This is a genomic window from Bacillus sp. YP1, assembly GCF_000877815.1.
GTDB lineage: Bacteria > Bacillota > Bacilli > Bacillales > Bacillaceae > Bacillus > Bacillus subtilis.
Genome location: NZ_CP010014.1, coordinates 2090529 through 2114839, shown reverse-complemented (window position 1 = coordinate 2114839; position 24311 = coordinate 2090529). Strand labels below are relative to the sequence as shown.

Sequence of the window (24311 nt, the reverse complement as noted above, 5' to 3'; positions counted from 1 at the left end):
CATGTCGTGGATCGTCAATAAGCAATCGTCACAAGAGGAGCTTGCCGGGCGTTTCCGCAAGCTGATGTCAGCACCGGACATTCTTCAAATTCCCGGCGCCCATGACGGGATGGCCGCTTTGCTTGCGAAAGAAGCCGGTTTTTCTGCTATTTATTTGTCCGGTGCTGCCTATACAGCCAGCAGGGGGCTGCCTGATTTAGGGATCATCACATCGGCAGAGATAGCTGAACGGGCCAAAGATCTTGTGCGTGCAGCTGATCTGCCTTTGCTTGTGGATATCGATACGGGATTTGGCGGTGTCTTAAATGCCGCCCGAACAGCCCGGGAGATGCTTGAAGCCAGGGTAGCAGCCGTTCAAATGGAAGACCAGCAGCTCCCAAAAAAATGCGGACATTTAAATGGCAAACAGCTAGTTCCGATAAAGGAAATGGCGCAAAAAATAAAAGCCATTAAACAAGCGGCACCCTCCCTTATTGTTGTTGCCCGTACTGATGCCAGGGCGCAGGAAGGGCTTGATGCCGCAATAAAACGTTCAGAGGCTTACATTGAGGCGGGAGCGGACGCAATTTTCCCGGAAGCGCTACAGGCGGAGAATGAATTCCGCCAGTTTGCTGAGCGTATCCCCGTTCCGCTCCTTGCGAATATGACTGAATTTGGGAAAACGCCATATTATCGTGCCGATGAATTCGAAGATATGGGGTTTCACATGGTGATATATCCTGTCACCTCGCTTCGAGCGGCGGCAAAAGCTTGTGAGCGGATGTTTGGTTTGATGAAGGAGCACGGCTCACAAAAAGAAGGACTTCATGATATGCAGACACGAAAAGAACTGTACGATACGATTTCTTATTATGACTATGAAGCGTTAGACAAAACGATTGCCAAGACCGTTTTGCCTGACGAATAATGCAACAAAAAAAGCCGGAGCATTCTCCGGCTTTTTTTCAGCTATCGTTTTCTGAATCGCGGGCTGACTTGATTGCGTTTTCTGTCTCTGTATAAAATGAACCCGGCCAGCACATAGAGGCCGATCGCAAAAAAGATGAATCCTGACAACCCTTGGAGCCAAAGAGCTGAAAATGGCTTGATTGTATGGCCGAAAAGTGTATCTCTCATCAGTTTAATGCCTAAAGCAGAAATAGCCCCGGGGATGACTAATATTAAAAGCGCAAGAAGTCGGCTCATCTTCAGAAAACCCCTTTATCTTTTCATTTCCTTTATTGTCCAGCGGAAAAAATATTTTGTCAAGAGAAGAAAACGTGGTAACATAGGGTTGTGCAAATTATTGCAACGGAATAAATAGGTGTGCAAATTTTTTCATACAAAGGGGTATCGGGATGCAAAAGGTACTGATAGTAGGTGCCGGCAAAAGGGGAACGGCGTTATTACATATTCTGATTAAAACAGCCATCATAGATATCATTGCCGTAGTTGACAAAGACCCCGAGGCGCCGGGATTGAAAGAAGCAGAACAGTATGGGATTGCCGTATCATCTGATTGGAAACCTTACATACAACAAAAACCGGATATCGTCATTCATACTACCGGCGATCAAGCCGTGTTTGACGAGCTCCTTCAAAGAAAGCATGAAGATACCATTGTCATGCCGGGAAAAATGGCATACATCGTTTTTCAGCTGATGGAAGAAAAGCAGCACCTGATTCAAATGCTAAAAGAGCAAACCTATAAATATGACAGAATTTTTAATTCCACCCATGATGGAATGATTTTTATTGATATCAATGAAGAAATCATTCTCTTTAACCATATGGCCGAAAAAATGGTCGGAAAAAAACGTGAGGAAGTCATTGGGCGCCCAATAAAAGAAGTGATTCCGAGCACTAAGATGCCGCGGATTTTAAAAACAAGAGTGCCTGAATACAACCAGAAGCAGCTGTTAGGCGATCATTTGCAAATTGTGACCACAAGACTGCCGATTATTGATGAAGGCGGACGTCTGCTCGGGGCTCTTTGTGTGTTTAAAGATATCACTGATGCGGTCGAGCTGGCAGAGGAAGTGACCAACTTAAAGCAGGTCCGTACGATGCTGGAGGCAATTATTCAATCCTCCGATGAGGCGATTTCTGTCGTTGATGAAAACGGCATCGGCCTGCTAATCAATAAAGCGTATACGAAAATGACGGGGCTTTCTGAAAAAGAAGTCATCGGCAAGCCTGCAAACACTGATATTTCCGAAGGCGAAAGCATGCATTTAAAGGTGCTTGAAACAAGACGTCCTGTCCGCGGTGTCAGAATGAAGGTCGGCCCGAATGAAAAAGAAGTGATCGTTAATGTAGCACCGGTGATTGTGGACGGGATTTTGAAAGGCAGCGTCGGCGTGATTCACGATGTTTCCGAAATTAAAATGCTGACAGCGGAGCTTAATCGCGCCAGACAAATTATTCGCACGCTTGAAGCGAAATACACGTTTGACGACATTATCGGCAAAAGCGAGCAAATGCTGGTTGCGCTTGAGCAGGCGAAGCTCGGTGCGAAAACACCGGCAACCATCTTGCTGCGCGGGGAATCAGGAACAGGAAAAGAACTGTTCGCCCATGCCATCCATAACGAAAGTGACCGGAAATACAATAAATTTATTCGCGTGAATTGTGCAGCCCTTTCTGAAAACCTGCTCGAATCAGAATTGTTCGGCTATGAGGATGGTGCGTTTTCAGGAGCGAAGCGCGGCGGTAAAAAGGGTTTATTTGAGGAAGCAAATAACGGCAGTATTTTCTTAGATGAAATCGGTGAGCTGACACAAAATATGCAGGCCAAATTGCTACGCGTCCTTCAAGAAAAGGAAATCGTCAGAGTGGGCGGCACGAAAGCGATCCCTGTCAACGTCAGAGTGATCGCGGCGACAAATGTAAATATTGAAAAGGCGATGGCGGACGGAACATTCCGGGAAGACCTGTATTACCGGATCAATCGCTATCCGATCTCCATCCCGCCTTTGCGGCAGCGGTTGGAGGACATTGAAGCATTGAGCGTCAGACTTATCCAAAAGATCAACCGGGATTACGGCAGGAATGTAAAAGGGCTCTCACAGCAAGCCTTGCGCGCCTTATCTGCCTACCATTGGCCTGGGAATGTCCGGGAGCTTGAAAATGTCCTTGGACGAGCCATGATTTTTCTGAATCCGCATATGGAATGGATTGAAAAAGATCACTTGCCTGTATTCGAACTTGAGCAAAAAGAAAATGACACAGATCAGGGAACAGGTTTTGATTTTCCGGATATTGAAGGCGAAAAGCTGTCTGTCGCAGTAGAAAAATTTGAAGCGCATTTGATCCAGCAAACGCTTGAAAAGCATCATTTTAACCGGACAAAAACAGCAAAAGCTCTCGGTGTCAGCATTCGGAATTTATATTACAAAATGGATAAATATGGCCTTGCAAATGAAGGCATGCAATAATTTGCAGAATAAACGCAAACATCTGCACGAATGTTTCGGTATACCTGGTATGACAGCACCCTTAAGAGCTGGCATGGAACTTGCATAATAAAAGGCGGAGTCGAAACAAGAAAGGTGGTAACAGATGAAGCTGAAAGATTTAATCGGCAAAGCGTCGATACACAAAAATAAGACCATTGCGGTTGCTCATGCTGAGGATGAGGAAGTGATCCGGGCTGTAAAGCTGGCAGCCGAGCACCTATCCGCCCGTTTCTTGTTAACGGGCGACAGCAAAAAACTGAACGAGCTGACATTATCCATGCAAGGGCATCAAGTGGAAATCGTCCATGCCAATACTCCTGAGGAATCGGCGAAATTAGCGGTTCGTGCTGTGCATCATAAAACAGCGGACGTTTTAATGAAAGGCAATGTGCCGACTTCTGTTTTGCTTAAAGCGGTATTGAACAGACAGGAGGGGCTTCGGTCAGCAAGTGTCCTTTCTCACGTGGCTGTCTTCGATATACCGGATTTTGACCGGCTGATGTTTGTGACAGATTCGGCAATGAATATTGCTCCTTCGCTGGAAGAGCTCCGGCAGATTTTGCAAAATGCCGTTCATGTGGCCCATGCAGTGGGGAACAATATGCCAAAAGCAGCTGCCCTTGCAGCGGTCGAAACGGTGAACCCTAAAATGGAAGCGACCGTGAATGCAGCTGCTCTAGCTCAAATGTACAAAAGGGGCCAGATCAAAGGCTGCATTGTTGATGGACCGCTTGCTTTGGATAACGCAGTTTCACAAATTGCCGCGGCCCAGAAAAAAATTTCGGGAGACGTAGCGGGCAACGCAGATATCCTTCTCGTCCCAACAATTGAGGCCGGCAATATTTTATATAAATCACTGATTTATTTTGCCAAGGCCAGCGTGGCGGCTGTCATTACAGGAGCAAAAGCACCGATTGCTTTAACAAGCAGAGCGGACTCTGCTGAAAATAAACTGTATTCCATTGCGCTGGCAATATGCGCATCTGAAGAATACACACATTAGGAGGAACGAACATGGAACTTTTTAAATATATGGAGAAATACGATTACGAACAATTGGTATTCTGCCAGGATGAACAATCTGGATTAAAAGCGATTATCGCCATTCATGATACAACGCTTGGTCCGGCGCTTGGCGGAACGAGAATGTGGACATATGAAAATGAAGAAGCGGCAATTGAAGATGCGCTCAGATTGGCAAGAGGCATGACCTATAAGAACGCGGCGGCAGGCTTAAACCTTGGCGGCGGAAAAACAGTCATTATCGGCGATCCGCGCAAAGACAAAAATGAGGAAATGTTCCGCGCGTTTGGCCGCTATATTCAAGGACTGAATGGCAGATACATCACGGCTGAAGATGTGGGCACAACGGTCGAGGATATGGATATCATTCATGATGAGACAGACTATGTCACAGGGATTTCTCCTGCTTTCGGCTCTTCTGGAAATCCGTCCCCAGTCACAGCGTACGGGGTGTACAGAGGAATGAAGGCAGCAGCTAAAGCTGCTTTCGGAACCGACTCTCTTGAAGGAAAAACCATTGCTGTACAGGGTGTTGGGAACGTAGCCTATAACCTTTGCCGCCACCTGCATGAAGAAGGAGCAAACTTAATCGTTACGGATATCAACAAACAATCTGTACAGCGTGCAGTTGAAGATTTTGGCGCCCGTGCGGTAGATCCTGATGACATTTATTCACAAGACTGCGATATTTATGCGCCGTGTGCCCTTGGTGCGACTATTAACGACGACACCATTAAACAGCTGAAGGCGAAAGTGATCGCAGGTGCGGCTAACAACCAATTAAAAGAGACACGCCATGGTGATCAAATTCACGAAATGGGCATCGTTTATGCACCGGATTACGTGATTAACGCGGGCGGTGTCATCAACGTGGCAGATGAGCTTTACGGCTATAATGCAGAACGTGCATTGAAAAAAGTTGAAGGCATTTACGGCAATATCGAGCGTGTACTTGAGATTTCTCAGCGTGACGGCATTCCTGCATATTTAGCGGCTGACCGCTTGGCAGAGGAACGGATTGAACGCATGCGCCGCTCAAGAAGCCAGTTTTTGCAAAACGGCCACAGTGTATTAAGCAGACGTTAAGAAATTGATCTGGAGGTTATGAAAGTGCTACATGACGAAAAACGCATTCTCACAATTAATCCAGGCTCAACTTCAACGAAAATCGGTGTTTTTCATAACGAAAGAAGCATTTTTGAAAAAACATTGAGACACAACATAGAAGAGCTGCAGCGATTTGACCGAATTATTGATCAGTATGAATTTCGTAAAAACCATATTCTCGAAACGCTTCATGAACAGGGAATCAATATTTCAAAGTTTGATGCAGTCTGCGCAAGAGGCGGCCTTCTCCGGCCAATTGAAGGCGGGACCTACGTAGTGAATGATGAGATGATTGAGGATTTGAAAAGCGGCTACGCCGGTCAGCATGCTTCTAATCTCGGCGGCATTATCGCGCGGGAAATCGCTGATGGCCTGAATATCCCTTCGTATATCGTCGACCCTGTTGTCGTAGACGAAATGTCAGTGCTTGCGAAAGTTTCAGGCATGCCTGAAATTGAACGGAAAAGCATTTTCCATGCGTTAAACCAAAAAGCTGTCGCTCGTAAAGCGGCAGCCTCTCTTGGCAAACGATATGAGAACATGAAAATGATTATTACCCATATGGGCGGAGGTATTACAATTGGCGTCCATGACCGTGGGCGAGTGGTAGATGTCAATAACGGCCTGCACGGCGAGGGACCATTCAGTCCTGAACGAGCAGGAACAGTGCCTGCGGGAGATCTTGTTGATCTATGTTTTTCAGGGGAATATACAAAAGAAGAAATCATGAAAAAGCTTGTTGGCACCGGCGGACTTTTAGGCTATCTCGGTACAAATGATGCAGTAAAAGTAGAACAGATGATTCAAGGGGGCGATGAAAAAGCCCGCTTCATTTATGATGCCATGGCATATCAGGTAGCAAAGGAAATCGGGGCAGCCAGCGCGGCGTTAAAAGGCGAAGTTGAAGCGATTGTGCTGACGGGAGGCCTTGCGTACGGCAAAAGCTTTGTTTCTGCTATCAGATCATACATAGATTGGATTTCAGACGTTTTAGTCTATCCGGGTGAAAATGAACTGCAGTCTCTTGCCCAAGGGGCGCTCAGAGTATTGCAGGGCGAAGAGCAATCCAAACAATATCGTATTGAATAGACAGACAGGAGTGAGTCACCATGGCAACTGAGTATGACGTAGTCATTCTGGGCGGCGGTACCGGCGGTTATGTTGCGGCCATCAGAGCCGCTCAGCTCGGCTTAAAAACAGCCGTTGTGGAAAAGGAAAAACTCGGAGGAACATGTCTGCATAAAGGCTGTATCCCGAGTAAAGCGCTGCTTAGAAGCGCAGAGGTATACCGGACAGCTCGTGAAGCCGATCAATTTGGGGTGGAAACGGCTGGCGTGTCCCTCAACTTTGAAAAAGTGCAGCAGCGTAAGCAAGCCGTTGTTGATAAGCTTGCAGCGGGTGTAAATCATTTAATGAAAAAAGGAAAAATTGACGTGTACACCGGATATGGACGTATCCTTGGACCGTCAATCTTCTCTCCGCTGCCGGGAACAATTTCTGTTGAGCGGGGAAATGGCGAAGAAAATGACATGCTGATCCCGAAACAAGTGATCATTGCAACAGGATCAAGACCGAGAATGCTTCCGGGTCTTGAAGCGGACGGTAAGTCTGTACTGACTTCAGATGAGGCGCTCCAAATGGAGGAGCTGCCACAATCAATCATCATTGTCGGCGGAGGGGTTATCGGTATCGAATGGGCGTCTATGCTTCATGATTTTGGTGTGAAGGTAACGGTTATTGAATACGCGGATCGCATATTGCCGACTGAAGATCTAGAGATTTCAAAAGAAATGGAAAGTCTTCTTAAGAAAAAAGGCATCCAGTTCATAACAGGGGCAAAAGTGCTGCCTGACACAATGACAAAAACATCAGATGATATCAGCATACAAGCGGAAAAAGACGGAGAAACCGTTACCTACTCTGCTGAGAAAATGCTTGTTTCCATCGGCAGACAGGCAAATATCGAAGGCATTGGCCTAGAGAACACCGATATTGTTACTGAAAATGGCATGATTTCAGTCAATGAAAGCTGCCAAACGAAGGAATCTCATATTTATGCAATTGGAGACGTAATCGGTGGCCTGCAGTTAGCTCACGTTGCTTCACATGAGGGAATTATTGCTGTTGAGCATTTTGCAGGTCTCAATCCGCATCCGCTTGATCCGACGCTTGTGCCGAAGTGCATTTACTCAAGCCCTGAAGCTGCCAGTGTCGGCTTAACCGAAGACGAAGCAAAGGCGAACGGGCATAATGTCAAAATCGGCAAGTTCCCATTTATGGCGATTGGAAAAGCGCTTGTATACGGTGAAAGCGACGGTTTTGTCAAAATCGTAGCGGACCGAGATACAGATGATATTCTCGGCGTTCATATGATCGGCCCGCATGTCACCGACATGATTTCTGAAGCGGGTCTTGCCAAAGTGCTGGACGCAACGCCGTGGGAGATCGGGCAAACGATTCACCCGCATCCAACGCTTTCTGAAGCAATTGGGGAAGCAGCGCTTGCCGCAGATGGCAAAGCCATTCATTTTTAAAAGCATAAAGGAGGGGCTTGAATGAGTACAAACCGACATCAAGCACTAGGGCTGACTGATCAGGAAGCCGTTGATATGTATAGAACCATGCTGTTAGCAAGAAAAATCGATGAAAGAATGTGGCTGTTAAACCGTTCTGGCAAAATTCCATTTGTAATCTCTTGTCAAGGACAGGAAGCAGCACAGGTAGGAGCGGCTTTCGCACTTGACCGTGAAATGGATTATGTATTGCCGTACTACAGAGACATGGGTGTCGTGCTCGCGTTTGGCATGACAGCAAAGGACTTAATGATGTCCGGGTTTGCAAAAGCAGCAGATCCGAACTCAGGAGGCCGCCAGATGCCGGGACATTTCGGACAAAAGAAAAACCGCATTGTGACGGGATCATCTCCGGTTACAACGCAAGTGCCGCACGCAGTCGGTATTGCGCTTGCGGGACGTATGGAGAAAAAGGATATCGCAGCCTTTGTTACATTTGGGGAAGGGTCTTCAAACCAAGGCGATTTCCACGAAGGGGCAAACTTTGCCGCTGTCCATAAGCTGCCGGTTATTTTGATGTGTGAAAACAACAAATACGCAATCTCAGTGCCTTACGATAAGCAAGTCGCATGTGAGAACATTTCCGACCGTGCCGTAGGCTATGGGATGCCTGGCGTAACTGTGAATGGAAATGATCCGCTGGAAGTTTATCAAGCGGTCAAAGAAGCACGCGAAAGGGCACGCAGAGGAGAAGGCCCGACATTAATTGAAACGATTTCTTACCGCCTTACACCACATTCCAGTGATGACGATGACAGCAGCTACAGAGGCCGTGAAGAAGTAGAGGAAGCGAAAAAAAGTGATCCCCTGCTTACTTATCAAGCTTACTTAAAGGAAACAGGCCTGCTGTCCCATGAGATAGAACAAACCATGCTGGATGAAATTATGGCAATCGTAAATGAAGCGACGGATGAAGCGGAGAACGCCCCATATGCAGCTCCTGAGTCAGCGCTTGATTATGTGTATGCGAAGTAGGGAGGAAGAACAAATGTCAGTAATGTCATATATTGATGCAATCAATTTGGCGATGAAAGAAGAAATGGAACGAGATTCTCGCGTTTTCGTCCTTGGGGAAGATGTAGGAAGAAAAGGCGGTGTGTTTAAAGCGACAGCCGGACTCTATGAACAATTTGGGGAAGAGCGCGTTATGGATACGCCGCTTGCTGAATCTGCGATCGCAGGAGTCGGTATCGGAGCGGCAATGTACGGAATGAGACCGATTGCTGAGATGCAGTTTGCTGATTTCATTATGCCGGCAGTCAACCAAATTATTTCTGAAGCGGCTAAAATCCGCTACCGCAGCAACAATGACTGGAGCTGTCCGATTGTCGTCAGAGCGCCATACGGCGGAGGCGTGCACGGGGCCCTGTATCATTCTCAATCAGTCGAAGCAATTTTCGCCAACCAGCCCGGACTGAAAATTGTCATGCCGTCAACACCATATGACGCGAAAGGGCTCTTAAAAGCCGCAGTTCGTGATGAAGACCCAGTGCTGTTTTTTGAGCACAAGCGGGCATACCGTCTGATAAAGGGAGAGGTTCCGGCTGATGATTATGTCCTGCCAATTGGCAAGGCTGACGTAAAACGGGAAGGCGACGACATCACAGTGATCACATACGGTCTGTGTGTCCACTTCGCCTTACAAGCTGCAGAACGTCTCGAAAAAGATGGCATTTCAGCGCATGTGGTGGATTTAAGAACAGTTTACCCGCTTGATAAAGAAGCCATCATCGAAGCTGCGTCCAAAACTGGAAAGGTTCTTTTGGTCACAGAAGATACAAAAGAAGGCAGCATCATGAGCGAAGTAGCCGCAATTATATCCGAGCATTGTCTGTTCGACTTAGACGCGCCGATCAAACGGCTTGCAGGTCCTGATATTCCGGCTATGCCTTATGCGCCGACAATGGAAAAATACTTTATGGTCAACCCTGATAAAGTGGAAGCGGCGATGAGAGAATTAGCGGAGTTTTAAAGACGTAAGGGAGGATACAATCATGGCAATTGAACAAATGACGATGCCGCAGCTTGGAGAAAGCGTAACAGAGGGGACGATCAGCAAATGGCTTGTCGCCCCCGGTGATAAAGTGAACAAATACGATCCGATCGCGGAAGTCATGACAGATAAGGTAAATGCAGAGGTTCCGTCTTCTTTTACTGGTACAATAACAGAGCTTGTGGGAGAAGAAGGCCAAACCCTGCAAGTCGGAGAAGTGATTTGCAAAATTGAAACAGAAGGCGCGAATCCGGCTGAACAAAAACAAGAACAGCCAGCTGCATCAAAAGCCGCTGAGACGCCTGCTGCAAAAAGTGCCGAAGCCGCTGATCAGCCCAATAAAAAGCGCTACTCGCCAGCTGTACTCCGTTTGGCCGGAGAGCACGGCATTGATCTAGAACAAGTAACAGGAACAGGTGCCGGCGGGCGCATCACACGAAAAGATATTCAGCGCTTAATTGAAACAGGCGGCGCGCAAGAACAGAAGGCTGAGGAGCCGAAAACAGCAGCTCCTGCACCGAAGTCTGCATCAAAACCTGAGCCAAAAGAAGAGACGTCATATCCTGCGTCTGCAGCCGGTGATAAAGAAATTCCTGTCACAGGTGTAAGAAAAGCAATTGCTTCCAATATGAAACGCAGCAAAACAGAAATTCCGCATGCTTGGACGATGATGGAAGTCGACGTCACAAATATGGTTGCATATCGCAACAGTATAAAAGATTCCTTTAAGAAGACAGAAGGCTTTAATTTAACGTTCTTCGCCTTTTTTGTAAAAGCGGTCGCTCAGGCGTTAAAAGAATTCCCGCAAATGAATAGCATGTGGGCGGGCGACAAAATTATTCAGAAAAAGGATATCAATATTTCAATTGCAGTTGCCACAGAGGATTCTTTATTTGTTCCGGTGATTAAAAACGCTGATGAAAAAACAATTAAAGGCATTGCGAAAGAAATTACCGGTCTTGCCAAAAAAGTAAGAGACGGAAAACTCACTGCAGATGACATGCAGGGAGGCACGTTTACCGTCAACAACACAGGTTCGTTCGGCTCTGTTCAGTCAATGGGCATTATCAACTACCCTCAGGCTGCGATTCTTCAAGTAGAATCCATCGTCAAACGCCCGGTTGTCATGGACAATGGCATGATTGCTGTCAGAGACATGGTTAATCTGTGTCTGTCCTTAGATCACAGAGTGCTTGACGGTCTCGTGTGCGGACGATTCCTCGGACGAGTGAAACAAATTTTAGAATCGATTGACGAGAAGACATCTGTTTACTAAATAAGAAAAAAGAGCATTTTTTGAAGTTTTGTTTCAAAAAATGCTCTTTTTCTATTATTCAGCGATTCGTATTTTCATTTCGACACGATATTCTTCTTGTTTTTTCGGGGAGTAATGAATCGGTATGATTAACTCGTAAACATCACTGACAACTGTTAATTGGCGGTCTGCGATATATTTAATAAGCTTCTGTAAGTTGAGAAAATAATGTTCAGGCGAAAAATTATACGCGATACACGCATACCTCCCTTTAGGGATCGTTGTGATTTCCATATCCGGCGTAATTGATGAAATCTGTTTATTCGTCAATACAGGCGTGAAAATATGACGGTAAGTCATTTCATCAATGCTGGTGTAGGGCTGAAAAGAGAAAGTAGCGCCGTAGCTATTGTTCGTAAATCCATCTGCTGACTCGATAAATTTTTTTAATTTGCTGTAGGAGGCATTGAGCACGTTTTCAGGCCCGATTCCTTCTGCCTCTGTCTGAATGATCCGTATTTCTTCTTCATCTAACACAAACACCTCACCGAGCGCGGGATATTCCATCTGCCGTTTCATCCGCTTTTTCACCAATGAAATGGTTTGCTTCAGGGCTGATAAAAAGTCTAATTTCTCCCTGATTTGCCTCTCCTGCTCTGTATAAAAAGCAAACAGTTCTTCCATCTCTAAGTCCTGTGCTTTTTTCATCTCTTCTAAAGGTGTGCCGATATATTTCAATGATTTGATCAAATCCAGATGAATGAGCTGAGAATCTGTATAATAGCGGTAGCTGGTATCCGGGTCGACGTAGGCGGGTTTAAATAAATCAATTTTATCGTAATAACGGAGCGCTTTAATCGACACGTTTGCCAGTTTTGAAACTTCCCCAATTGAGTAATACGATTCCTTCATGCCATCACTCCTTCTATCATCAGTATAAAGAAGAAGCGCATTCTTTGCAGTACACAAAGAATGCGCTTCTTATCACGTGCTGGCTTTAAGATGTGCAGGCGCTTTCCAAGCAATGGTCAGTGCAATCCCTATGGCTAAAGTGACCGTTGCAAAGTAGAAAGGATAGTTTACATCAATATCGAACAGCATTCCGCCGATAATAGGCCCGAATACATTGCCGATACTTGTAAACATTGAATTCATACCGCCGGCAAACCCCTGTTCATTTCCCGCAATCTTTGACAGGTAAGTCGTTACCGCAGGCCGCATGAGATCAAATCCGACAAATACGGTGACTGTAACCAGCAGAATCGCAACATATGAATGTACCGTTGTCAGCAAGAATACCAGACTCGTCGAGAGAATTAAGCTGTACCGAATTAAATGGATTTCGCCAAACCATCTTGTGAAGCGGTCGAATAAGACGACTTGCGTAATGGCGCCAACAATCGCTCCTCCTGTAATCATAATGGCAATGTCGCTGGCCGTAAATCCGAATTTATGATCCACGAATAATGCAAATAAAGATTCAAATGATGCTAAACCAAAAGACGAAATCAAGATAATGAGAAAAGCTATGAAATACATGGGGGCAAAAATCCGTTTAAAGCCTGTCTTCTGTCCTTTTATTTCCTGATTTTCAGGGTTTCGTTCCGGCTCGCGCAGCGTGAGGATTGATAAAATGGCTGCTAACAGTGCAAAAGCTGCCGCAAAGAAAAAAGGCAGCCGGGAATGGACTTCTGCTAAAAATCCCCCGATGCCGGGGCCGATAATAAATCCTGTTGAAATAGCGGCTGACATATAACCGAGCGCTTTCGGCCGTGTTTTAATGGTCGTGATATCTGCGATAAAAGCCGTGACCCCGGGCATAATGAAGGCAGCGCTGATACCGCCCAGCATACGGGAGATAAATAACATCTCAACTGTTTTTCCAATGCCGAATAAAAACTCCGACACACTAAAGAACAACAGGCCGATCACGATCATGATCTTGCGCCCGAAGCGATCAACCCATCGTCCGGCTATTGGTGAGACAATGAGCTGTGTAATAGCGAAGCAGGCAACCATATAGCCGACCGCGGTCCCCGATAAATGCAATTCATTCATAATGGTCGGCGTTACTGGAATCACAAGCCCGATCCCCAAAAAAGCAATAAATAAATTGGTTAATAATATCGTTAAGGTAATATTTTTCTTCTCCATATGACTTCCCCTTTTTCAAGTGTGTATCCCTTATACTGTAAGACCTCCTCCTAGGGGAGAGTCAACGGATTTGCAAAATCTTTCTAAAGCCTTATGACAGTTATTCATTTGCGGGAACAAGCATGTCGATATGCTGCGGCAGGACCTGAATGACTGCGGGTGTATGTGTATAAACTTCTCCATCCATATCCGCCTTTTTGGCAGTGTCTGTTTCAATTTCGATACGGGAGGCCTGGACATAGGACAGCTCTCCGGTAAAACGATCAATTGAGCCCTGTTCCATGCTCATCAGCTCCCGCAACGCGGTGAGGTTGGTGTTGCGGCATATGAGAACATCAAGTAAGCCGTCTTCAATACTGGCATCGGGCAGAGGAATTCGATTCGTTCCAATGTATTGGCCATTCATCACAAGCAGCATAACGGCTTCTTCTTTAATTTCTTCTCCATCAATTTTTAATGTCATCGGAAACGATGCAGCGGATGAGACGGTTCGCAAGGCACTTGTAAAATAGCTGATTTTTCCCAATAATGCTTTTTCCGTTTCGTTGATTTGATTCGACGTTTCTGCAATTAAGCCGATCCCCCAGAAATTCAAAAAATAACGGTCATTCATCTGACATACGTCTACGCTGGTTTTTTTTCCTGACATAAGTGCTTCAGCGGCCTTTGCAAGATTTTGAGGGATGCCAAGCACTCTTGAAAAGTCATTGCATGTGCCGCCGGGCAAAATCCCGACCGTGGGTTTTCTTTCTAGAGCGCTGAGAGCATTTATGCATTGATGGATCGTGCCGTCGCCGCCTAGAATGAAGACAGTGTCGACAGAATCATCAATGGATCGGCAAAAATGATACGCATCATCCTTTTTCTTTGTCTGTTTAATAATCACCTCATCTAAATGGTGAGATAAAACCGGCACGACAGCACCAAGTGCTTTTTCTATATTTTTGTTGCCGGCATTTCCGTTATGAATCAGTAACGCTTTCCGGTGGCTCATATACAACTGCTCCTTTATTTTACTTCTGGTTATATAATCCCCTTTTTCTGTAAGCAGTAAACGAAGAGCAAAAAAAGTGCACGGCGAAGCAAAGTCATTTGCCGATATGGACGTTTCCTTGCTATCATAAGAACAGATGATGAAAAAGGAGAGGTCTTCATTGAACATGGACTTTAATTTATTTATGAATGATATTGTCCGCCAAGCGAGACAAGAAATAACAGCTGCCGGATACACCGAGCTGAAAACAGCCGAAGAGGTGGATGAGGCACTTACGAAAAAAGGAACGACGCTTGTCATGGTAAACTCTGTTTGCGGATGCGCCGGAGGAATTGCAAGACCGGCAGCCTACCATTCCGTTCACTATGATAAAAGACCTGATCAGCTCGTCACCGTTTTTGCCGGACAGGATAAAGAAGCGACAGCGCGTGCGCGTGACTATTTTGAAGGTTATCCGCCATCTTCTCCGTCCTTTGCGATTTTGAAAGACGGAAAGATCATGAAAATGGTAGAGCGTCATGAAATTGAAGGCCATGAGCCGATGGCCGTAGTGGCAAAGCTGCAGGAAGCCTTTGAAGAATATTGTGAAGAAGTATAAGACGAACAACCCGGATGCTCAAAGCGGCCCGGGTTTTTTTGTGCATAAATTTCCAAGAGTATATGAATAAATATTAAGGGATTATTCAATCGGATTGTACAGTGATTTTATTTTTATCTAGTAATATCAAAAAGAGATCACTGGAAAGATAAGCTTGAAGATAATTTTTAAAAATAGTATTGCATAAAAATAAGAAACTGTTTAAAATACAAATTAACGAATAAATATTCAAATACACCAAAAGTAATGAATATGGGGGAAATGGATCATGAAAAAATGGCTCTTATTACTTGTAGCTGCCTGCATTACCTTTGCATTATCTGCTTGCGGCTCAAGCAATTCAGGTTCAGAAGGCGGCAAGAAAAAATTAATTATGGGTACTTCGGCGGATTACAAACCGTTTGAATATAAAGAAGGCGATAATATTGTCGGCTTTGATGTAGAGTTGGCAAAAGCTCTGGCGAAGAAGGCAGGCTATGAAATTGAAGTGCAGGATATGGACTTCAACAGCTTAATTACAGCGCTTAAATCAAAACAGGTGGATCTCGTTCTGTCAGGAATGACACCAACGCCTGAGCGTAAAAAACAAGTTGATTTTTCAGATGTGTATTACACAGCGAACCATATGATTGTCAGCAAAAAAGACAGCGGCATTCAATCTTTGAAAGACCTGAAAGGAAAAACAGTTGGCGTTCAGCTTGGCTCTATTCAGGAAGAGAAGGGGAAAGAGCTTTCTCCGGAATATGGTTTTAAAACAGAAGACCGCAACAGAATTTCTGATTTGGTGCAGGAAATCAAATCTGACCGCTTCGATGCCGCGATTATTGAAGACATTGTTGCAGAAGGGTATTTCAAATCAAATGATGACCTGCAAGGCTTTGTGATTCCTGATGCGAAAGCGGAAGAAGCCGGTTCAGCAATTGCTTTCAGAAAGGACAGTGAACTGACAGACAAATTCAATAAAGCGCTCAAGGAAATGGAAGATAACGGAGAGCTTGAGAAATTGAAGAAAAAATGGTTCACTGGCGAGAAGTAAAAAAAGCGGCTCAACTTTTTCGTTGAGCCTTTTTATTGAATAGGAAACTTTTTTCCTGTAAGAAAAGGAGACAAAGGCTATGAATTTGGATTTTTCAGCAACGATCCCCCAAATTCCTTTTATATTAGAAGGCTTGGCAATTACATTAAAAATTGTTGTTGTATCTGCTATTATCGGACTTATACTCGGTATTGTGCTAAGCTTATGCAAGATCAGCACATTCCGCCCGTTTATCTGGATCGCTGATTTTTATACATCAGTGTTCCGAGGCACGCCTTTAGTGCTGCAGCTTATGATTGTCTATTTTGGCCTTCCTCAGCTGCTCGGATTTCAAATTGACCAGTTTTGGGCTGCGGTTGTCGCATTGTCTTTGAATTCCGCCGCTTATGTATCGGAAATTATTAGAGCCGGAATCAATGCCATTGATAAAGGGCAAAAAGAAGCTGCTGTTGCACTCGGTGTCCCGTATGGAAAAATGATGAAGGATCTGCTGCTGCCGCAGGCCTTCAAAAATATATCACCTGCAATTGTGAATGAATTAATTACGTTAACAAAAGAATCGGCGATCGTTACCGTCATCGGGCTTGGTGATGTCATGAGACGCGCATATCAAGCTGGCGCCGCCACTTACAATTACCTTGAGCCGCTTATTATCGCGGGATTGATTTATTATGTGCTTGTCCTGATTTTAACGTTTATCGGCAAGGCTGTAGAAAGGAAGCTGAAATCCAATGATTAAGGTTGAAAAGCTGTCAAAATCATTTGGGAAACACGAAGTATTAAAAAACATTTCAACAACAATCGCTGAGGGTGAGGTTGTTGCCGTGATCGGTCCTTCAGGCTCAGGCAAATCAACGTTCTTACGCTGTTTAAACCTGTTGGAAAAGCCTAACGGCGGAACCATTACAATAAAAGACACAGAGATTACGAAGCCAAAAACCAACACATTAAAGGTCCGGGAAAACATCGGGATGGTTTTTCAGCATTTTCATCTCTTTCCGCACAAAACGGTTTTCGAAAACATTATGTACGCGCCTGTCAATGTAAAAAAAGAATCAAAACAGGCTGCAAAGGAGAAAGCTGAGGACCTGCTCCGCAAAGTCGGTTTGTTTGAAAAGCGAAATGACTATCCAAACCGTTTGTCTGGCGGACAAAAACAGCGTGTCGCGATTGCCAGGGCTCTTGCGATGAATCCGGACATCATGCTGTTTGACGAGCCGACCTCCGCCCTTGATCCAGAGATGGTTAAAGAAGTGCTACAGGTGATGAAAGAGCTGGTCGAAACCGGCATGACCATGGTGATTGTCACACATGAAATGGGCTTCGCAAAAGAAGTGGCAGACCGCGTGCTGTTTATGGACCAAGGAATGATTGTCGAAGACGGCAATCCGAAGGAATTTTTTATGTCGCCAAAATCCAAAAGAGCGCAGGACTTTTTAGAGAAAATATTATAGAATATAAAAAAGAAGAAGGCTGGCCGCCTCTTCTTTTTTATTGAAGAAACAAATAGAAATGGAGTCCGACATGTTTAAAATTGGTTATCGCACAATAAAGACCGCGCTAGGAACAGCTTTGGCTATTTATATAAGCCAGTTATTGCATTTGCAAAACTTCGCATCAGCAGGAATCATCACCATTTTGTGCATACAAATCACACAAAAACGGTCGCTTCAGGCCTCATGGGCCCGCTTTGCGGCATGTTGTCTGGCAATTGTTTTTTCTTATCTCTTTTTCGAGCTTATTGGCTACCACCCGTTTGTGATCGGAGCGCTTCTTTTGATATTCATTCCGATAACGGTTCTGTTAAAAATTAACGAGGGTATCGTCACCAGTTCCGTTATTATCCTTCATTTATACATGTCCGGCGGCATTACGCTTGCTTTCATCTGGAATGAAGTTCAGCTGATTACGGTTGGCATCGGCGTCGCTCTATTGATGAACTTGTATATGCCTAGTCTTGACCGGAAACTGATTGCCTACCGCAAAAAGATAGAGGATAACTTTGCTGTCATTTTTGCAGAAATCGAACGGTATTTGTTAACTGGTGAGCAAGATTGGTCAGGAAAAGAAATTCCGGAAACGCACCAGCTCATTACGGAGGCTAAAAACCTGGCATATCGAGATGTGCAAAACCACATTTTGCGTTATGAAAATCTGCATTATCATTATTTTAAAATGAGAGAAAAGCAATTTGAAATTATCGAACGCCTTCTCCCTAAAGTGACATCGATCTCCATTACGGTAGATCAGGGAAAAATGATCGCTGAATTTATTCATGATTTGCGGGAGGCGATACACCCTGGGAATACAGCGTACAAATTTCTGAAAAGACTTGCTGACATGAGAAAAGAATTTGAGGAGATGCCGCTTCCGGCGACTAGAGAGGAATTTGAAGCGAGGGCCGCTCTCTTCCATCTTCTCGGCGAAATGGAACAATATTTAGTGATTAAAAGTTATTTTAAAGGAATAAAAGCGCAAAAATCACTCGGATGATTCGCATGAGCTCTTCCTTCATTGGTCAACCTAATGAAAAAGGAGGAGCTTATGCGTTTTTTCTTATGTTCGATTTTTATGATGATTTCACCGATTTGGCCGCTCGGCGAAAATCCGCTGCCGGGTGATCCGTATATTATTGTCAACAAGCGAACAAATGAACTTGCTGTTATCCTCGACAACAAAGTAGAAGGCGTGTATAGTGTGGCGACTGGAAAAACAGATGATTTGACGCCTGAAGGAGAGTTTTCGGTAACGGTAAAAGCGGAAAATCCTTACTACAGAAAGAAAAATATTGAAGGGGGATCTCCTGACAACCCGCTTGGGGCCAGATGGATCGGATTTGACGCGAAAGGAACGGACGGGCGGATTTATGGAATTCATGGGACAAACCGAGAGGAATCAGTAGGGAAATTTGTGTCTAACGGCTGTATACGTATGCATAACGATGAGGTCGTTCATTTGTTTCAAACGATACCAGTAGGAACGAGAGTGCTGATCACGGACGACAACCGCTCTTTTGAGGAGATTGCCATCGAGCATAAAGCTCTGATAAAAAAGCAGGATATTCCCATTGAATAAGGCGCCTGCTTTTTTATCGTTATAAAAACATGACGATTCCTGAGAGTACAGTTGAAAGAATAAAAACTCCCAAAATCACGATCAAAACGCTTTTCATCAGTTTTTGAGACATGATTTTCACTCCTTAAACAATCTGTCTATATTTTAGCGTGTTTTGAATGGGTGGACAAGCGATATCTATTAGCGAAAGCAGGGATGCAAATGAACAGGCTTGACCATATCGGGATAGCCGTTTTTTCGATAAAAGATGCTAGAAGCTTTTATGAAAATGTATTGGGGCTTGCATTTCTTCATCAAGAAACGGTTGAAGAACAAAAGGTGAATGTTGCTTTTTTTCAAGCTGGTAGCGTCAAACTTGAGCTGATAGAGCCGTTGACAGCTGACAGCCCCGTCCGTTTATTTTTGGAGAAGAAAGGGCAGGGACTGCATCATATTGCGTTTTTGTGCAACGGCCTATCTGAACAGCTTCAAGCATTGTCTGACCGGCATGTTCGATTGATTGACAGGTATCCAAGACAGGGGGCAAATGGGAAAAAGATCGCGTTTATTTCCCCTCGGGAAACAAACGGTGTTCTTATAGAGCTTTGTGAACCGAAAGGAGACCAACACAATGAGCATGAATGAGCACATGGATCATTTATACACGAAACGCAAGCAGGCAGAAGAAGGCGGAGGACAGGAAAAGCTGGCTCAGCAGCGGCAAAAGGGCAAGCTCACTGCTCGGGAAAGGATCATATTTCTTCTAGATCAGGACAGCTTTATCGAATTAAACCCCTTCATGGAAAGTCAAGTGTTAACAAGAGAACAGCGCATGTTAGGGGATGGGGTCGTGACAGGGTACGGCACAATTGACGGCCGCTCAGTTTATGTATTTGCGCAAGACTTCACAGTGTTCGGAGGGGCGCTTGGCGAAACCCATGCCAGGAAAATCTGCGCTTTGATGGATCTGGCAGCAAAAAATAAGGCGCCGATTATCGGGCTGAATGACTCAGGTGGTGCGAGAATTCAAGAGGGTGTGTTATCATTAGATGGATACGGTCACATATTTTACCGAAACGTCTTATATTCCGGAGTCATTCCGCAAATATCGGTTATTTTAGGGCCGTGCGCTGGAGGCGCTGTATATTCTCCGGCACTCACAGATTTTATATTTATGGCTGAACAGACCGGCCGGATGTTTATTACCGGCCCGAAGGTGATTGAAAAAGTGACAGGGGAACAGGTTGATGCGGAGAGCTTAGGCGGAGCGGGGATACATAATGCCGTCAGCGGAAACGCCCACTTTTCCGGACATACGGAGAAGGAGGTTCTGACAGGGGTGAGAAAACTGCTGTCTTATTTGCCGCTGAATGGCCGGACAACAGAGCCGAAGCCAGCGAAAGAGGCGTCCAGACCATTATTAAACCATCTTGTCCCTGCTGATACGACAAAGCCTTATGATGTTCGGAAGGTGATCAGGGAGCTGGCTGACCCGCAGTCTTTTTTTGAGATTCAGCCATTTTTTGCGAAGAACATTGTCATTGGGTTTGCAAGGCTGGGTGAAAAAGCAATCGGCATTGTGGCGAGCCAGCCGAAGCATCTGGCGGGAAGCCTGACGATTGACGCTGCTGATAAAGCAGCAAGGTTCATCCGTTTTTGTGACGCATTTGATATCCCGCTATTGACTGTCGAAGATGTCCCGGGGTTTCTGCCGGGTATTCAGCAAGAGCACAATGGAATCATCAGGCATGGAGCAAAATTATTGTTTGCTTATGCTGAAGCTACTGTCCCAAAAGTCACACTCATCATTAGAAAAGCGTACGGCGGCGCCTATGTGGCCATGAACAGCAAAGCGATCGGAGCGGACCTTGTGTTTGCATGGCCGAATGCTGAAATCGCAGTGATGGGTCCAGAAGGTGCGGCATCGATTTTGTATGAAAAGGAAATCAAAGCTTCAGCTGACCCGCAAAAGACGAAACGCGAAAAAACAGCTGAATACAAAAAGCAAAACGCCGGCCCATACAAAGCGGCCGCTTGTGGAATGGTCGATGACATCATTTTGCCGGAAGAATCAAGGGGAAAACTGATTCAAGCTTTTCATATGCTTGCACATAAGACAGAAGAGAGACCGAAAAAAAAGCACGGTAACATACCGCTTTAATATGGAGGGACTTACAAATGGTGAATGAAAAACGCCTGCTGGAAGAATTTTTAGAACTTGTTCAAATTGACTCAGAAACAAAGCACGAAGCTGAAATCTGCAAAGTGCTGAAACGAAAATTTTCTGATTTAGGTGTGGACGTTAAAGAAGACGATACAATGGATATCACGGGCCACGGAGCCGGTAACCTGATTTGCACGCTAAAAGGGACAAAACAAACAGATACGATCTATTTTACATCTCATATGGACACAGTTGTACCCGGAAACGGCGTAAAACCAGTTGTAGAGAACGGTTACGTCAAAACTGACGGCACGACGATTTTAGGCGCTGATGATAAAGCGGGATTGGCTGCAATGTTTGAGGCGATTAAGGTGCTGAAAGAAGAAAACATTGAACACGGCACGATTGAATTCATCATCACAGTAGGGGAAGAATCGGGTCTGATCGGAGCGAAGGCTCTTGACCGTTCTATGATCACTGCATCCTACGGCTATGCTCTTGATTCAGACGGAAAAGTCGGAAATATCATTGTGGCCGCGCCGACACAGGCGAAGGTAAGAGCGGCAATTTTCGGGAAAACCGCTCACGCCGGGGTTGAACCTGAAAAAGGCATTTCAGCGATTACAATCGCTAGCAAAGCCATTTCAAAAATGCCATTGGGCCGTATCGATGAAGAAACAACAGCTAATATCGGCCGGTTTGAAGGCGGCACACAAACAAACATTGTGTGCGACGAAGTTCATATTCTTGCTGAAGCGCGCTCTTTAGTTCCTGAGAAAATGGAAGCTCAGGTTCAAAAAATGAAAGCTGCTTTTGAAGAGGCAGCTGCTGATATGGGCGGACGCGCAGAAGTCGAAATTGAGGTTATGTATCCGGGCTTTAAATATCAAGACGGCGACCAAGTTGTTGAAATCGCGAAAAAAGCGGCTGCTAAAATCGGACGTCCAAGCGAGCTGCAAACGAGCGGCGGCGGAAGCGACGCGAACGTAATCGCTGGTCATGGCATCCCGACGGTCAATCTTGCTGTCGGTTATGAGCAAATCCATACAAAAAATGAAAAAATGCCGATCGAAGAGCTCGTTAAAACGGCAGAAATGGTTGTTGCCATTATTGAAGAGGCGGCAAAATAAAAAAAGAAAACCCGAGTGCGATTTCCCGCATCGGGTTTTTTAGCTCCATTTCCTAAGCGGCCAAAATAACACATCCTGTTTTTTAGCGTAATGAAGCAAGGGGTCTGACTCTGGCAATGTAATGCCGTGAGCATCAGTCACCGTATTGACTGAAATTTCCGCTTCGGCGTTTTGCAGCAGCCATGGATGATGATGGATGTCTTCGTAATAGAGTTTGCTTTGATTGGTAGTATAGAGTCTATACCGTTCTGTCAGCCAGTAATCGAGCGAATCCTTTTCTGCTGTAAAAGGCGCTGAAATGGGCCGATATGCGGCGTGGAATGCTGCTTCTTTGTCATCTTTCCGCTTGCTGACATAGTCAATGGCATCACCGTTTTTTTCGGCTTTCATATCCGCGTAAAAATAAGGCAGATGAAAGAATGTGCGTGCGCCAAGGACCGCCAGACGATGATCGGCATCTAAGCTAAAAAAATAAATGCCGGGCTTACCTTTATACGTGACATAGGTGCGGAGGTTAAGCTCAGGAAATGCACGCGCACCGGGAATGGCAGGAAGATAACGCGCCCTCAGGTTCGTGAGCATAAAGGGAAGCATGCTGATCCAAGCTTGCCCGTTATATGTATCTAATTCTAAAACGGACGGTACCAAAGCGCGAAGGATAGAAACATCAACAGGCCAGTGAGCAAATAAGACATCATTCCAGGTTTGTCTCATGATCCAGATTCCTTCAGGTACAGAAATGTTTTTTTGCTGAAAGTGTTCCGTCAACGTATATGCTCCTTTCGTTTGGAGATGAGTAAAGGTATTCCCTATTTCCTTCTTTTTAAACGATACGGCTATTTTTTGGATGGCCATTTCTGCTTCAGCCATGATAAACAAGACTGTTTGGCGCGGTATGCTTTGCAAGTAACAAAAAACAACCCCGGCTTTTCGCACGGGGTTGTTTTTTTATTTCACCGACTCAGTAAGAGCAGCTGTTTTTTTACTTTTATGATGCGTCATCTGAAGGACGATGTTTTGCACTGTCAAAAACAGTCCGCTTGTAAACCAGTACAGCGGAAGGGCTGCCGGAACATTAAGCGAGAAAATCGTCATCATCACAGGGAAGATGAACACCATCAATTTTGCGGATTGCTGTGCCGCTGGGTTTTGCGGGACAGCGGAATATTTCGCGCTCAGTTTTTGAGCGATATAGGCCTGGATAAAGTACATTGCTCCCGCACTAAGAGACACGAGAATATCTGATTGTCCTAAACTGAACCATAAAAACGAGTGTGACGCAATTTCAGGTGTAGAGCGAATCGCGTAATAAAACCCAATCACAATAGGAAACTGAATCAGCATTGGGAGGCATCCCATAGCAAGCGGATTGATGTTGTTCTCTTGATACAGCTTCATCATTTCCATTTGCAGTTCTTTTTGTTTTTCAGGGTCCTTCGTTTTTTTCAATTTGGCCTGAATGCTGTCAACCTGAGGTTTAATAACGGCCATTTTCTCTTGGAACACGCGCTGTTTTTTGAACTGATTAACAAACAAAGGCAGTACAACCATACGCACAATAATGGTTACGAGGATAATAGAGAGTCCGTATTCTCCGTGAAACAGCCCGGCAACACCCTTAAGCAGAGCGGAAAACGGTTCGATTAAATAATCGTGGAAAAACCCTACGTTGCTGAGGCCTCCCACCTGATTCGTCGCTGCAAATGCAGCATTGCCCGAGCATAATACGATCAAAAAGATACCCATAGCCAAAAGTTTTTGATATGTTTTTAACAATTTTGTTCTCCTCCTTT

The 24311-nt window shown here is 45.1% G+C and carries 25 protein-coding genes; 18 read left to right on the top strand and 7 right to left on the bottom strand.

Going from position 1 to position 24311, the window contains the following annotated elements; translation table 11 throughout:
* Position 1 precedes the first annotated feature (1 nt).
* A complete protein-coding gene (prpB, locus tag QF06_RS10250; protein WP_004398772.1) occupies positions 2–907 on the top strand; it encodes a methylisocitrate lyase in 906 nt (301 codons plus the stop codon).
* Between the two features lie 41 nt (positions 908–948).
* Here the strand turns inward: prpB and QF06_RS10245 are convergent, their stop codons facing one another.
* Positions 949–1185 carry a DUF2627 domain-containing protein gene (locus tag QF06_RS10245; protein WP_003230304.1) on the bottom strand — a complete coding sequence of 79 codons (237 nt, stop codon included), beginning with the start codon at positions 1183–1185 and terminating at the stop codon, positions 949–951.
* Positions 1186–1337: 152 nt separating this feature from the next.
* Here QF06_RS10245 and QF06_RS10240 point away from each other — a divergent pair, with 152 nt between their 5' ends.
* From QF06_RS10240 to bfmBB, 8 genes are all read left to right on the top strand, one after another.
* Positions 1338–3416, top strand: a complete 2079-nt coding sequence (locus QF06_RS10240) for a sigma-54 interaction domain-containing protein (RefSeq protein ID WP_004398669.1) — start codon at positions 1338–1340, stop codon at positions 3414–3416.
* A gap of 124 nt (positions 3417–3540) precedes the next feature.
* The gene (yqiS, locus tag QF06_RS10235) at positions 3541–4440 is read left to right on the top strand and encodes a phosphate butyryltransferase (protein WP_041850003.1); all 900 of its coding nucleotides are present in this window, start codon (positions 3541–3543) and stop codon (positions 4438–4440) included.
* 11 nt (positions 4441–4451) lie between these two features.
* Positions 4452–5546 carry a branched-chain amino acid dehydrogenase gene (gene bcd, locus QF06_RS10230; RefSeq protein ID WP_003230309.1) on the top strand — a complete coding sequence of 365 codons (1095 nt, stop codon included), beginning with the start codon at positions 4452–4454 and terminating at the stop codon, positions 5544–5546.
* 18 nt (positions 5547–5564) lie between these two features.
* Positions 5565–6656, top strand: a complete 1092-nt coding sequence (gene buk, locus QF06_RS10225) for a butyrate kinase (RefSeq protein WP_003230311.1) — start codon at positions 5565–5567, stop codon at positions 6654–6656.
* A gap of 20 nt (positions 6657–6676) precedes the next feature.
* The gene (gene lpdA, locus QF06_RS21805; protein WP_014480214.1) at positions 6677–8101 is read left to right on the top strand and encodes a dihydrolipoyl dehydrogenase; all 1425 of its coding nucleotides are present in this window, start codon (positions 6677–6679) and stop codon (positions 8099–8101) included.
* 21 nt (positions 8102–8122) lie between these two features.
* Complete coding sequence (bfmBAA, locus tag QF06_RS21800; RefSeq protein ID WP_038829751.1) at positions 8123–9115, top strand: 3-methyl-2-oxobutanoate dehydrogenase subunit alpha; 993 nt, start codon at positions 8123–8125, stop codon at positions 9113–9115.
* 13 nt (positions 9116–9128) lie between these two features.
* Entirely contained in the window at positions 9129–10112 is a 984-nt protein-coding gene (gene bfmBAB, locus QF06_RS10210; protein ID WP_004398638.1) for a 3-methyl-2-oxobutanoate dehydrogenase subunit beta, read from the top strand.
* Positions 10113–10134: 22 nt separating this feature from the next.
* Positions 10135–11409, top strand: coding sequence for a branched-chain alpha-keto dehydrogenase complex dihydrolipoyllysine-residue (2-methylpropanoyl)transferase (gene bfmBB / locus QF06_RS10205; RefSeq protein ID WP_038829752.1), 1275 nt, complete (start codon positions 10135–10137; stop codon positions 11407–11409).
* A gap of 54 nt (positions 11410–11463) precedes the next feature.
* Here the strand turns inward: bfmBB and bmrR are convergent, their stop codons facing one another.
* The 3 genes from bmrR to QF06_RS10190 all read right to left on the bottom strand — a co-directional run bounded on the left by bmrR (position 11464) and on the right by QF06_RS10190 (position 14536).
* Complete coding sequence (gene bmrR / locus QF06_RS10200) at positions 11464–12300, bottom strand: multidrug efflux transcriptional regulator BmrR (RefSeq protein ID WP_041850002.1); 837 nt, start codon at positions 12298–12300, stop codon at positions 11464–11466.
* 72 nt (positions 12301–12372) lie between these two features.
* Entirely contained in the window at positions 12373–13542 is a 1170-nt protein-coding gene (gene bmr, locus QF06_RS10195) for a multidrug efflux MFS transporter Bmr (RefSeq protein ID WP_003230328.1), read from the bottom strand.
* A gap of 100 nt (positions 13543–13642) precedes the next feature.
* A complete protein-coding gene (locus tag QF06_RS10190; RefSeq protein WP_041850001.1) occupies positions 13643–14536 on the bottom strand; it encodes a diacylglycerol kinase family lipid kinase in 894 nt (297 codons plus the stop codon).
* Positions 14537–14696: 160 nt separating this feature from the next.
* On the opposite strand from QF06_RS10190, the gene brxB reads away from it, so the two are divergent.
* From brxB to QF06_RS10160, 6 genes are all read left to right on the top strand, one after another.
* The gene (brxB, locus tag QF06_RS10185) at positions 14697–15134 is read left to right on the top strand and encodes a bacilliredoxin BrxB (RefSeq protein WP_003226477.1); all 438 of its coding nucleotides are present in this window, start codon (positions 14697–14699) and stop codon (positions 15132–15134) included.
* Between the two features lie 268 nt (positions 15135–15402).
* Complete coding sequence (gene artP, locus QF06_RS10180) at positions 15403–16170, top strand: arginine ABC transporter substrate-binding protein ArtP (RefSeq protein WP_003230337.1); 768 nt, start codon at positions 15403–15405, stop codon at positions 16168–16170.
* 79 nt (positions 16171–16249) lie between these two features.
* The gene (gene artQ, locus QF06_RS10175) at positions 16250–16909 is read left to right on the top strand and encodes an arginine ABC transporter permease ArtQ (protein WP_003230340.1); all 660 of its coding nucleotides are present in this window, start codon (positions 16250–16252) and stop codon (positions 16907–16909) included.
* On the top strand, positions 16902–17624 hold the full coding sequence (gene artR / locus QF06_RS10170) for an arginine ABC transporter ATP-binding protein ArtM (protein WP_041850000.1): 723 nt from the start codon (positions 16902–16904) through the stop codon (positions 17622–17624). Before artQ ends, artR begins: the two co-directional genes overlap by 8 nt.
* A 70-nt stretch (positions 17625–17694) precedes the next feature.
* On the top strand, positions 17695–18663 hold the full coding sequence (locus QF06_RS10165; protein ID WP_014480207.1) for an aromatic acid exporter family protein: 969 nt from the start codon (positions 17695–17697) through the stop codon (positions 18661–18663).
* Positions 18664–18714: 51 nt separating this feature from the next.
* Positions 18715–19245 (top strand): L,D-transpeptidase, encoded by a 531-nt coding sequence (locus tag QF06_RS10160; protein ID WP_043940164.1) that lies wholly within the window; start codon positions 18715–18717, stop codon positions 19243–19245.
* 19 nt (positions 19246–19264) lie between these two features.
* Here the strand turns inward: QF06_RS10160 and prli42 are convergent, their stop codons facing one another.
* Complete coding sequence (gene prli42, locus QF06_RS21795) at positions 19265–19357, bottom strand: stressosome-associated protein Prli42 (RefSeq protein WP_003226489.1); 93 nt, start codon at positions 19355–19357, stop codon at positions 19265–19267.
* Between the two features lie 89 nt (positions 19358–19446).
* On the opposite strand from prli42, the gene mce reads away from it, so the two are divergent.
* The 3 genes from mce to QF06_RS10145 are packed head-to-tail and all read left to right on the top strand — an operon-like array spanning position 19447 to position 22518.
* On the top strand, positions 19447–19869 hold the full coding sequence (gene mce / locus QF06_RS10155; protein ID WP_021479984.1) for a methylmalonyl-CoA epimerase: 423 nt from the start codon (positions 19447–19449) through the stop codon (positions 19867–19869).
* Entirely contained in the window at positions 19862–21385 is a 1524-nt protein-coding gene (locus tag QF06_RS10150; RefSeq protein ID WP_082044617.1) for an acyl-CoA carboxylase subunit beta, read from the top strand. The genes mce and QF06_RS10150 overlap by 8 nt, the downstream gene beginning before the upstream one ends.
* Before the next feature lie 17 nt (positions 21386–21402).
* Positions 21403–22518, top strand: coding sequence for a tripeptidase T (locus QF06_RS10145; RefSeq protein WP_003230352.1), 1116 nt, complete (start codon positions 21403–21405; stop codon positions 22516–22518).
* A gap of 39 nt (positions 22519–22557) precedes the next feature.
* Here QF06_RS10145 and QF06_RS10140 read toward each other — a convergent pair whose 3' ends face one another.
* Positions 22558–23286, bottom strand: a complete 729-nt coding sequence (locus QF06_RS10140) for a YqjF family protein (RefSeq protein WP_038829761.1) — start codon at positions 23284–23286, stop codon at positions 22558–22560.
* A gap of 180 nt (positions 23287–23466) precedes the next feature.
* Positions 23467–24294 carry a membrane protein insertase YidC gene (locus tag QF06_RS10135; protein WP_021479981.1) on the bottom strand — a complete coding sequence of 276 codons (828 nt, stop codon included), beginning with the start codon at positions 24292–24294 and terminating at the stop codon, positions 23467–23469.
* Positions 24295–24311 lie beyond the last annotated feature (17 nt).

What these genes read in the sequence shown, in the direction of transcription:
- QF06_RS10240 (WP_004398669.1), top strand. Translation starts at nt 1,338, where the DNA reads ATGCAAAAGGTACTGATAGTAGGTGCCGGCAAAAGGGGAACGGCGTTA.
- QF06_RS10145 (WP_003230352.1), top strand. Translation starts at nt 21,403, where the DNA reads ATGGTGAATGAAAAACGCCTGCTGGAAGAATTTTTAGAACTTGTTCAA.
- bfmBB (WP_038829752.1), top strand. Translation starts at nt 10,135, where the DNA reads ATGGCAATTGAACAAATGACGATGCCGCAGCTTGGAGAAAGCGTAACA.
- QF06_RS10160 (WP_043940164.1), top strand. Translation starts at nt 18,715, where the DNA reads ATGCGTTTTTTCTTATGTTCGATTTTTATGATGATTTCACCGATTTGG.
- artP (WP_003230337.1), top strand. Translation starts at nt 15,403, where the DNA reads ATGAAAAAATGGCTCTTATTACTTGTAGCTGCCTGCATTACCTTTGCA.
- bfmBAA (WP_038829751.1), top strand. Translation starts at nt 8,123, where the DNA reads ATGAGTACAAACCGACATCAAGCACTAGGGCTGACTGATCAGGAAGCC.
- QF06_RS10245 (WP_003230304.1), bottom strand. Translation starts at nt 1,185, where the DNA reads ATGAGCCGACTTCTTGCGCTTTTAATATTAGTCATCCCCGGGGCTATT.
- bcd (WP_003230309.1), top strand. Translation starts at nt 4,452, where the DNA reads ATGGAACTTTTTAAATATATGGAGAAATACGATTACGAACAATTGGTA.
- yqiS (WP_041850003.1), top strand. Translation starts at nt 3,541, where the DNA reads ATGAAGCTGAAAGATTTAATCGGCAAAGCGTCGATACACAAAAATAAG.
- bmr (WP_003230328.1), bottom strand. Translation starts at nt 13,542, where the DNA reads ATGGAGAAGAAAAATATTACCTTAACGATATTATTAACCAATTTATTT.
- QF06_RS10150 (WP_082044617.1), top strand. Translation starts at nt 19,862, where the DNA reads ATGAATGAGCACATGGATCATTTATACACGAAACGCAAGCAGGCAGAA.
- QF06_RS10190 (WP_041850001.1), bottom strand. Translation starts at nt 14,536, where the DNA reads ATGAGCCACCGGAAAGCGTTACTGATTCATAACGGAAATGCCGGCAAC.
- prli42 (WP_003226489.1), bottom strand. Translation starts at nt 19,357, where the DNA reads ATGTCTCAAAAACTGATGAAAAGCGTTTTGATCGTGATTTTGGGAGTT.
- buk (WP_003230311.1), top strand. Translation starts at nt 5,565, where the DNA reads ATGAAAGTGCTACATGACGAAAAACGCATTCTCACAATTAATCCAGGC.
- prpB (WP_004398772.1), top strand. Translation starts at nt 2, where the DNA reads ATGTCGTGGATCGTCAATAAGCAATCGTCACAAGAGGAGCTTGCCGGG.
- bmrR (WP_041850002.1), bottom strand. Translation starts at nt 12,300, where the DNA reads ATGAAGGAATCGTATTACTCAATTGGGGAAGTTTCAAAACTGGCAAAC.
- artQ (WP_003230340.1), top strand. Translation starts at nt 16,250, where the DNA reads ATGAATTTGGATTTTTCAGCAACGATCCCCCAAATTCCTTTTATATTA.
- lpdA (WP_014480214.1), top strand. Translation starts at nt 6,677, where the DNA reads ATGGCAACTGAGTATGACGTAGTCATTCTGGGCGGCGGTACCGGCGGT.
- bfmBAB (WP_004398638.1), top strand. Translation starts at nt 9,129, where the DNA reads ATGTCAGTAATGTCATATATTGATGCAATCAATTTGGCGATGAAAGAA.
- mce (WP_021479984.1), top strand. Translation starts at nt 19,447, where the DNA reads ATGAACAGGCTTGACCATATCGGGATAGCCGTTTTTTCGATAAAAGAT.
- artR (WP_041850000.1), top strand. Translation starts at nt 16,902, where the DNA reads ATGATTAAGGTTGAAAAGCTGTCAAAATCATTTGGGAAACACGAAGTA.
- QF06_RS10165 (WP_014480207.1), top strand. Translation starts at nt 17,695, where the DNA reads ATGTTTAAAATTGGTTATCGCACAATAAAGACCGCGCTAGGAACAGCT.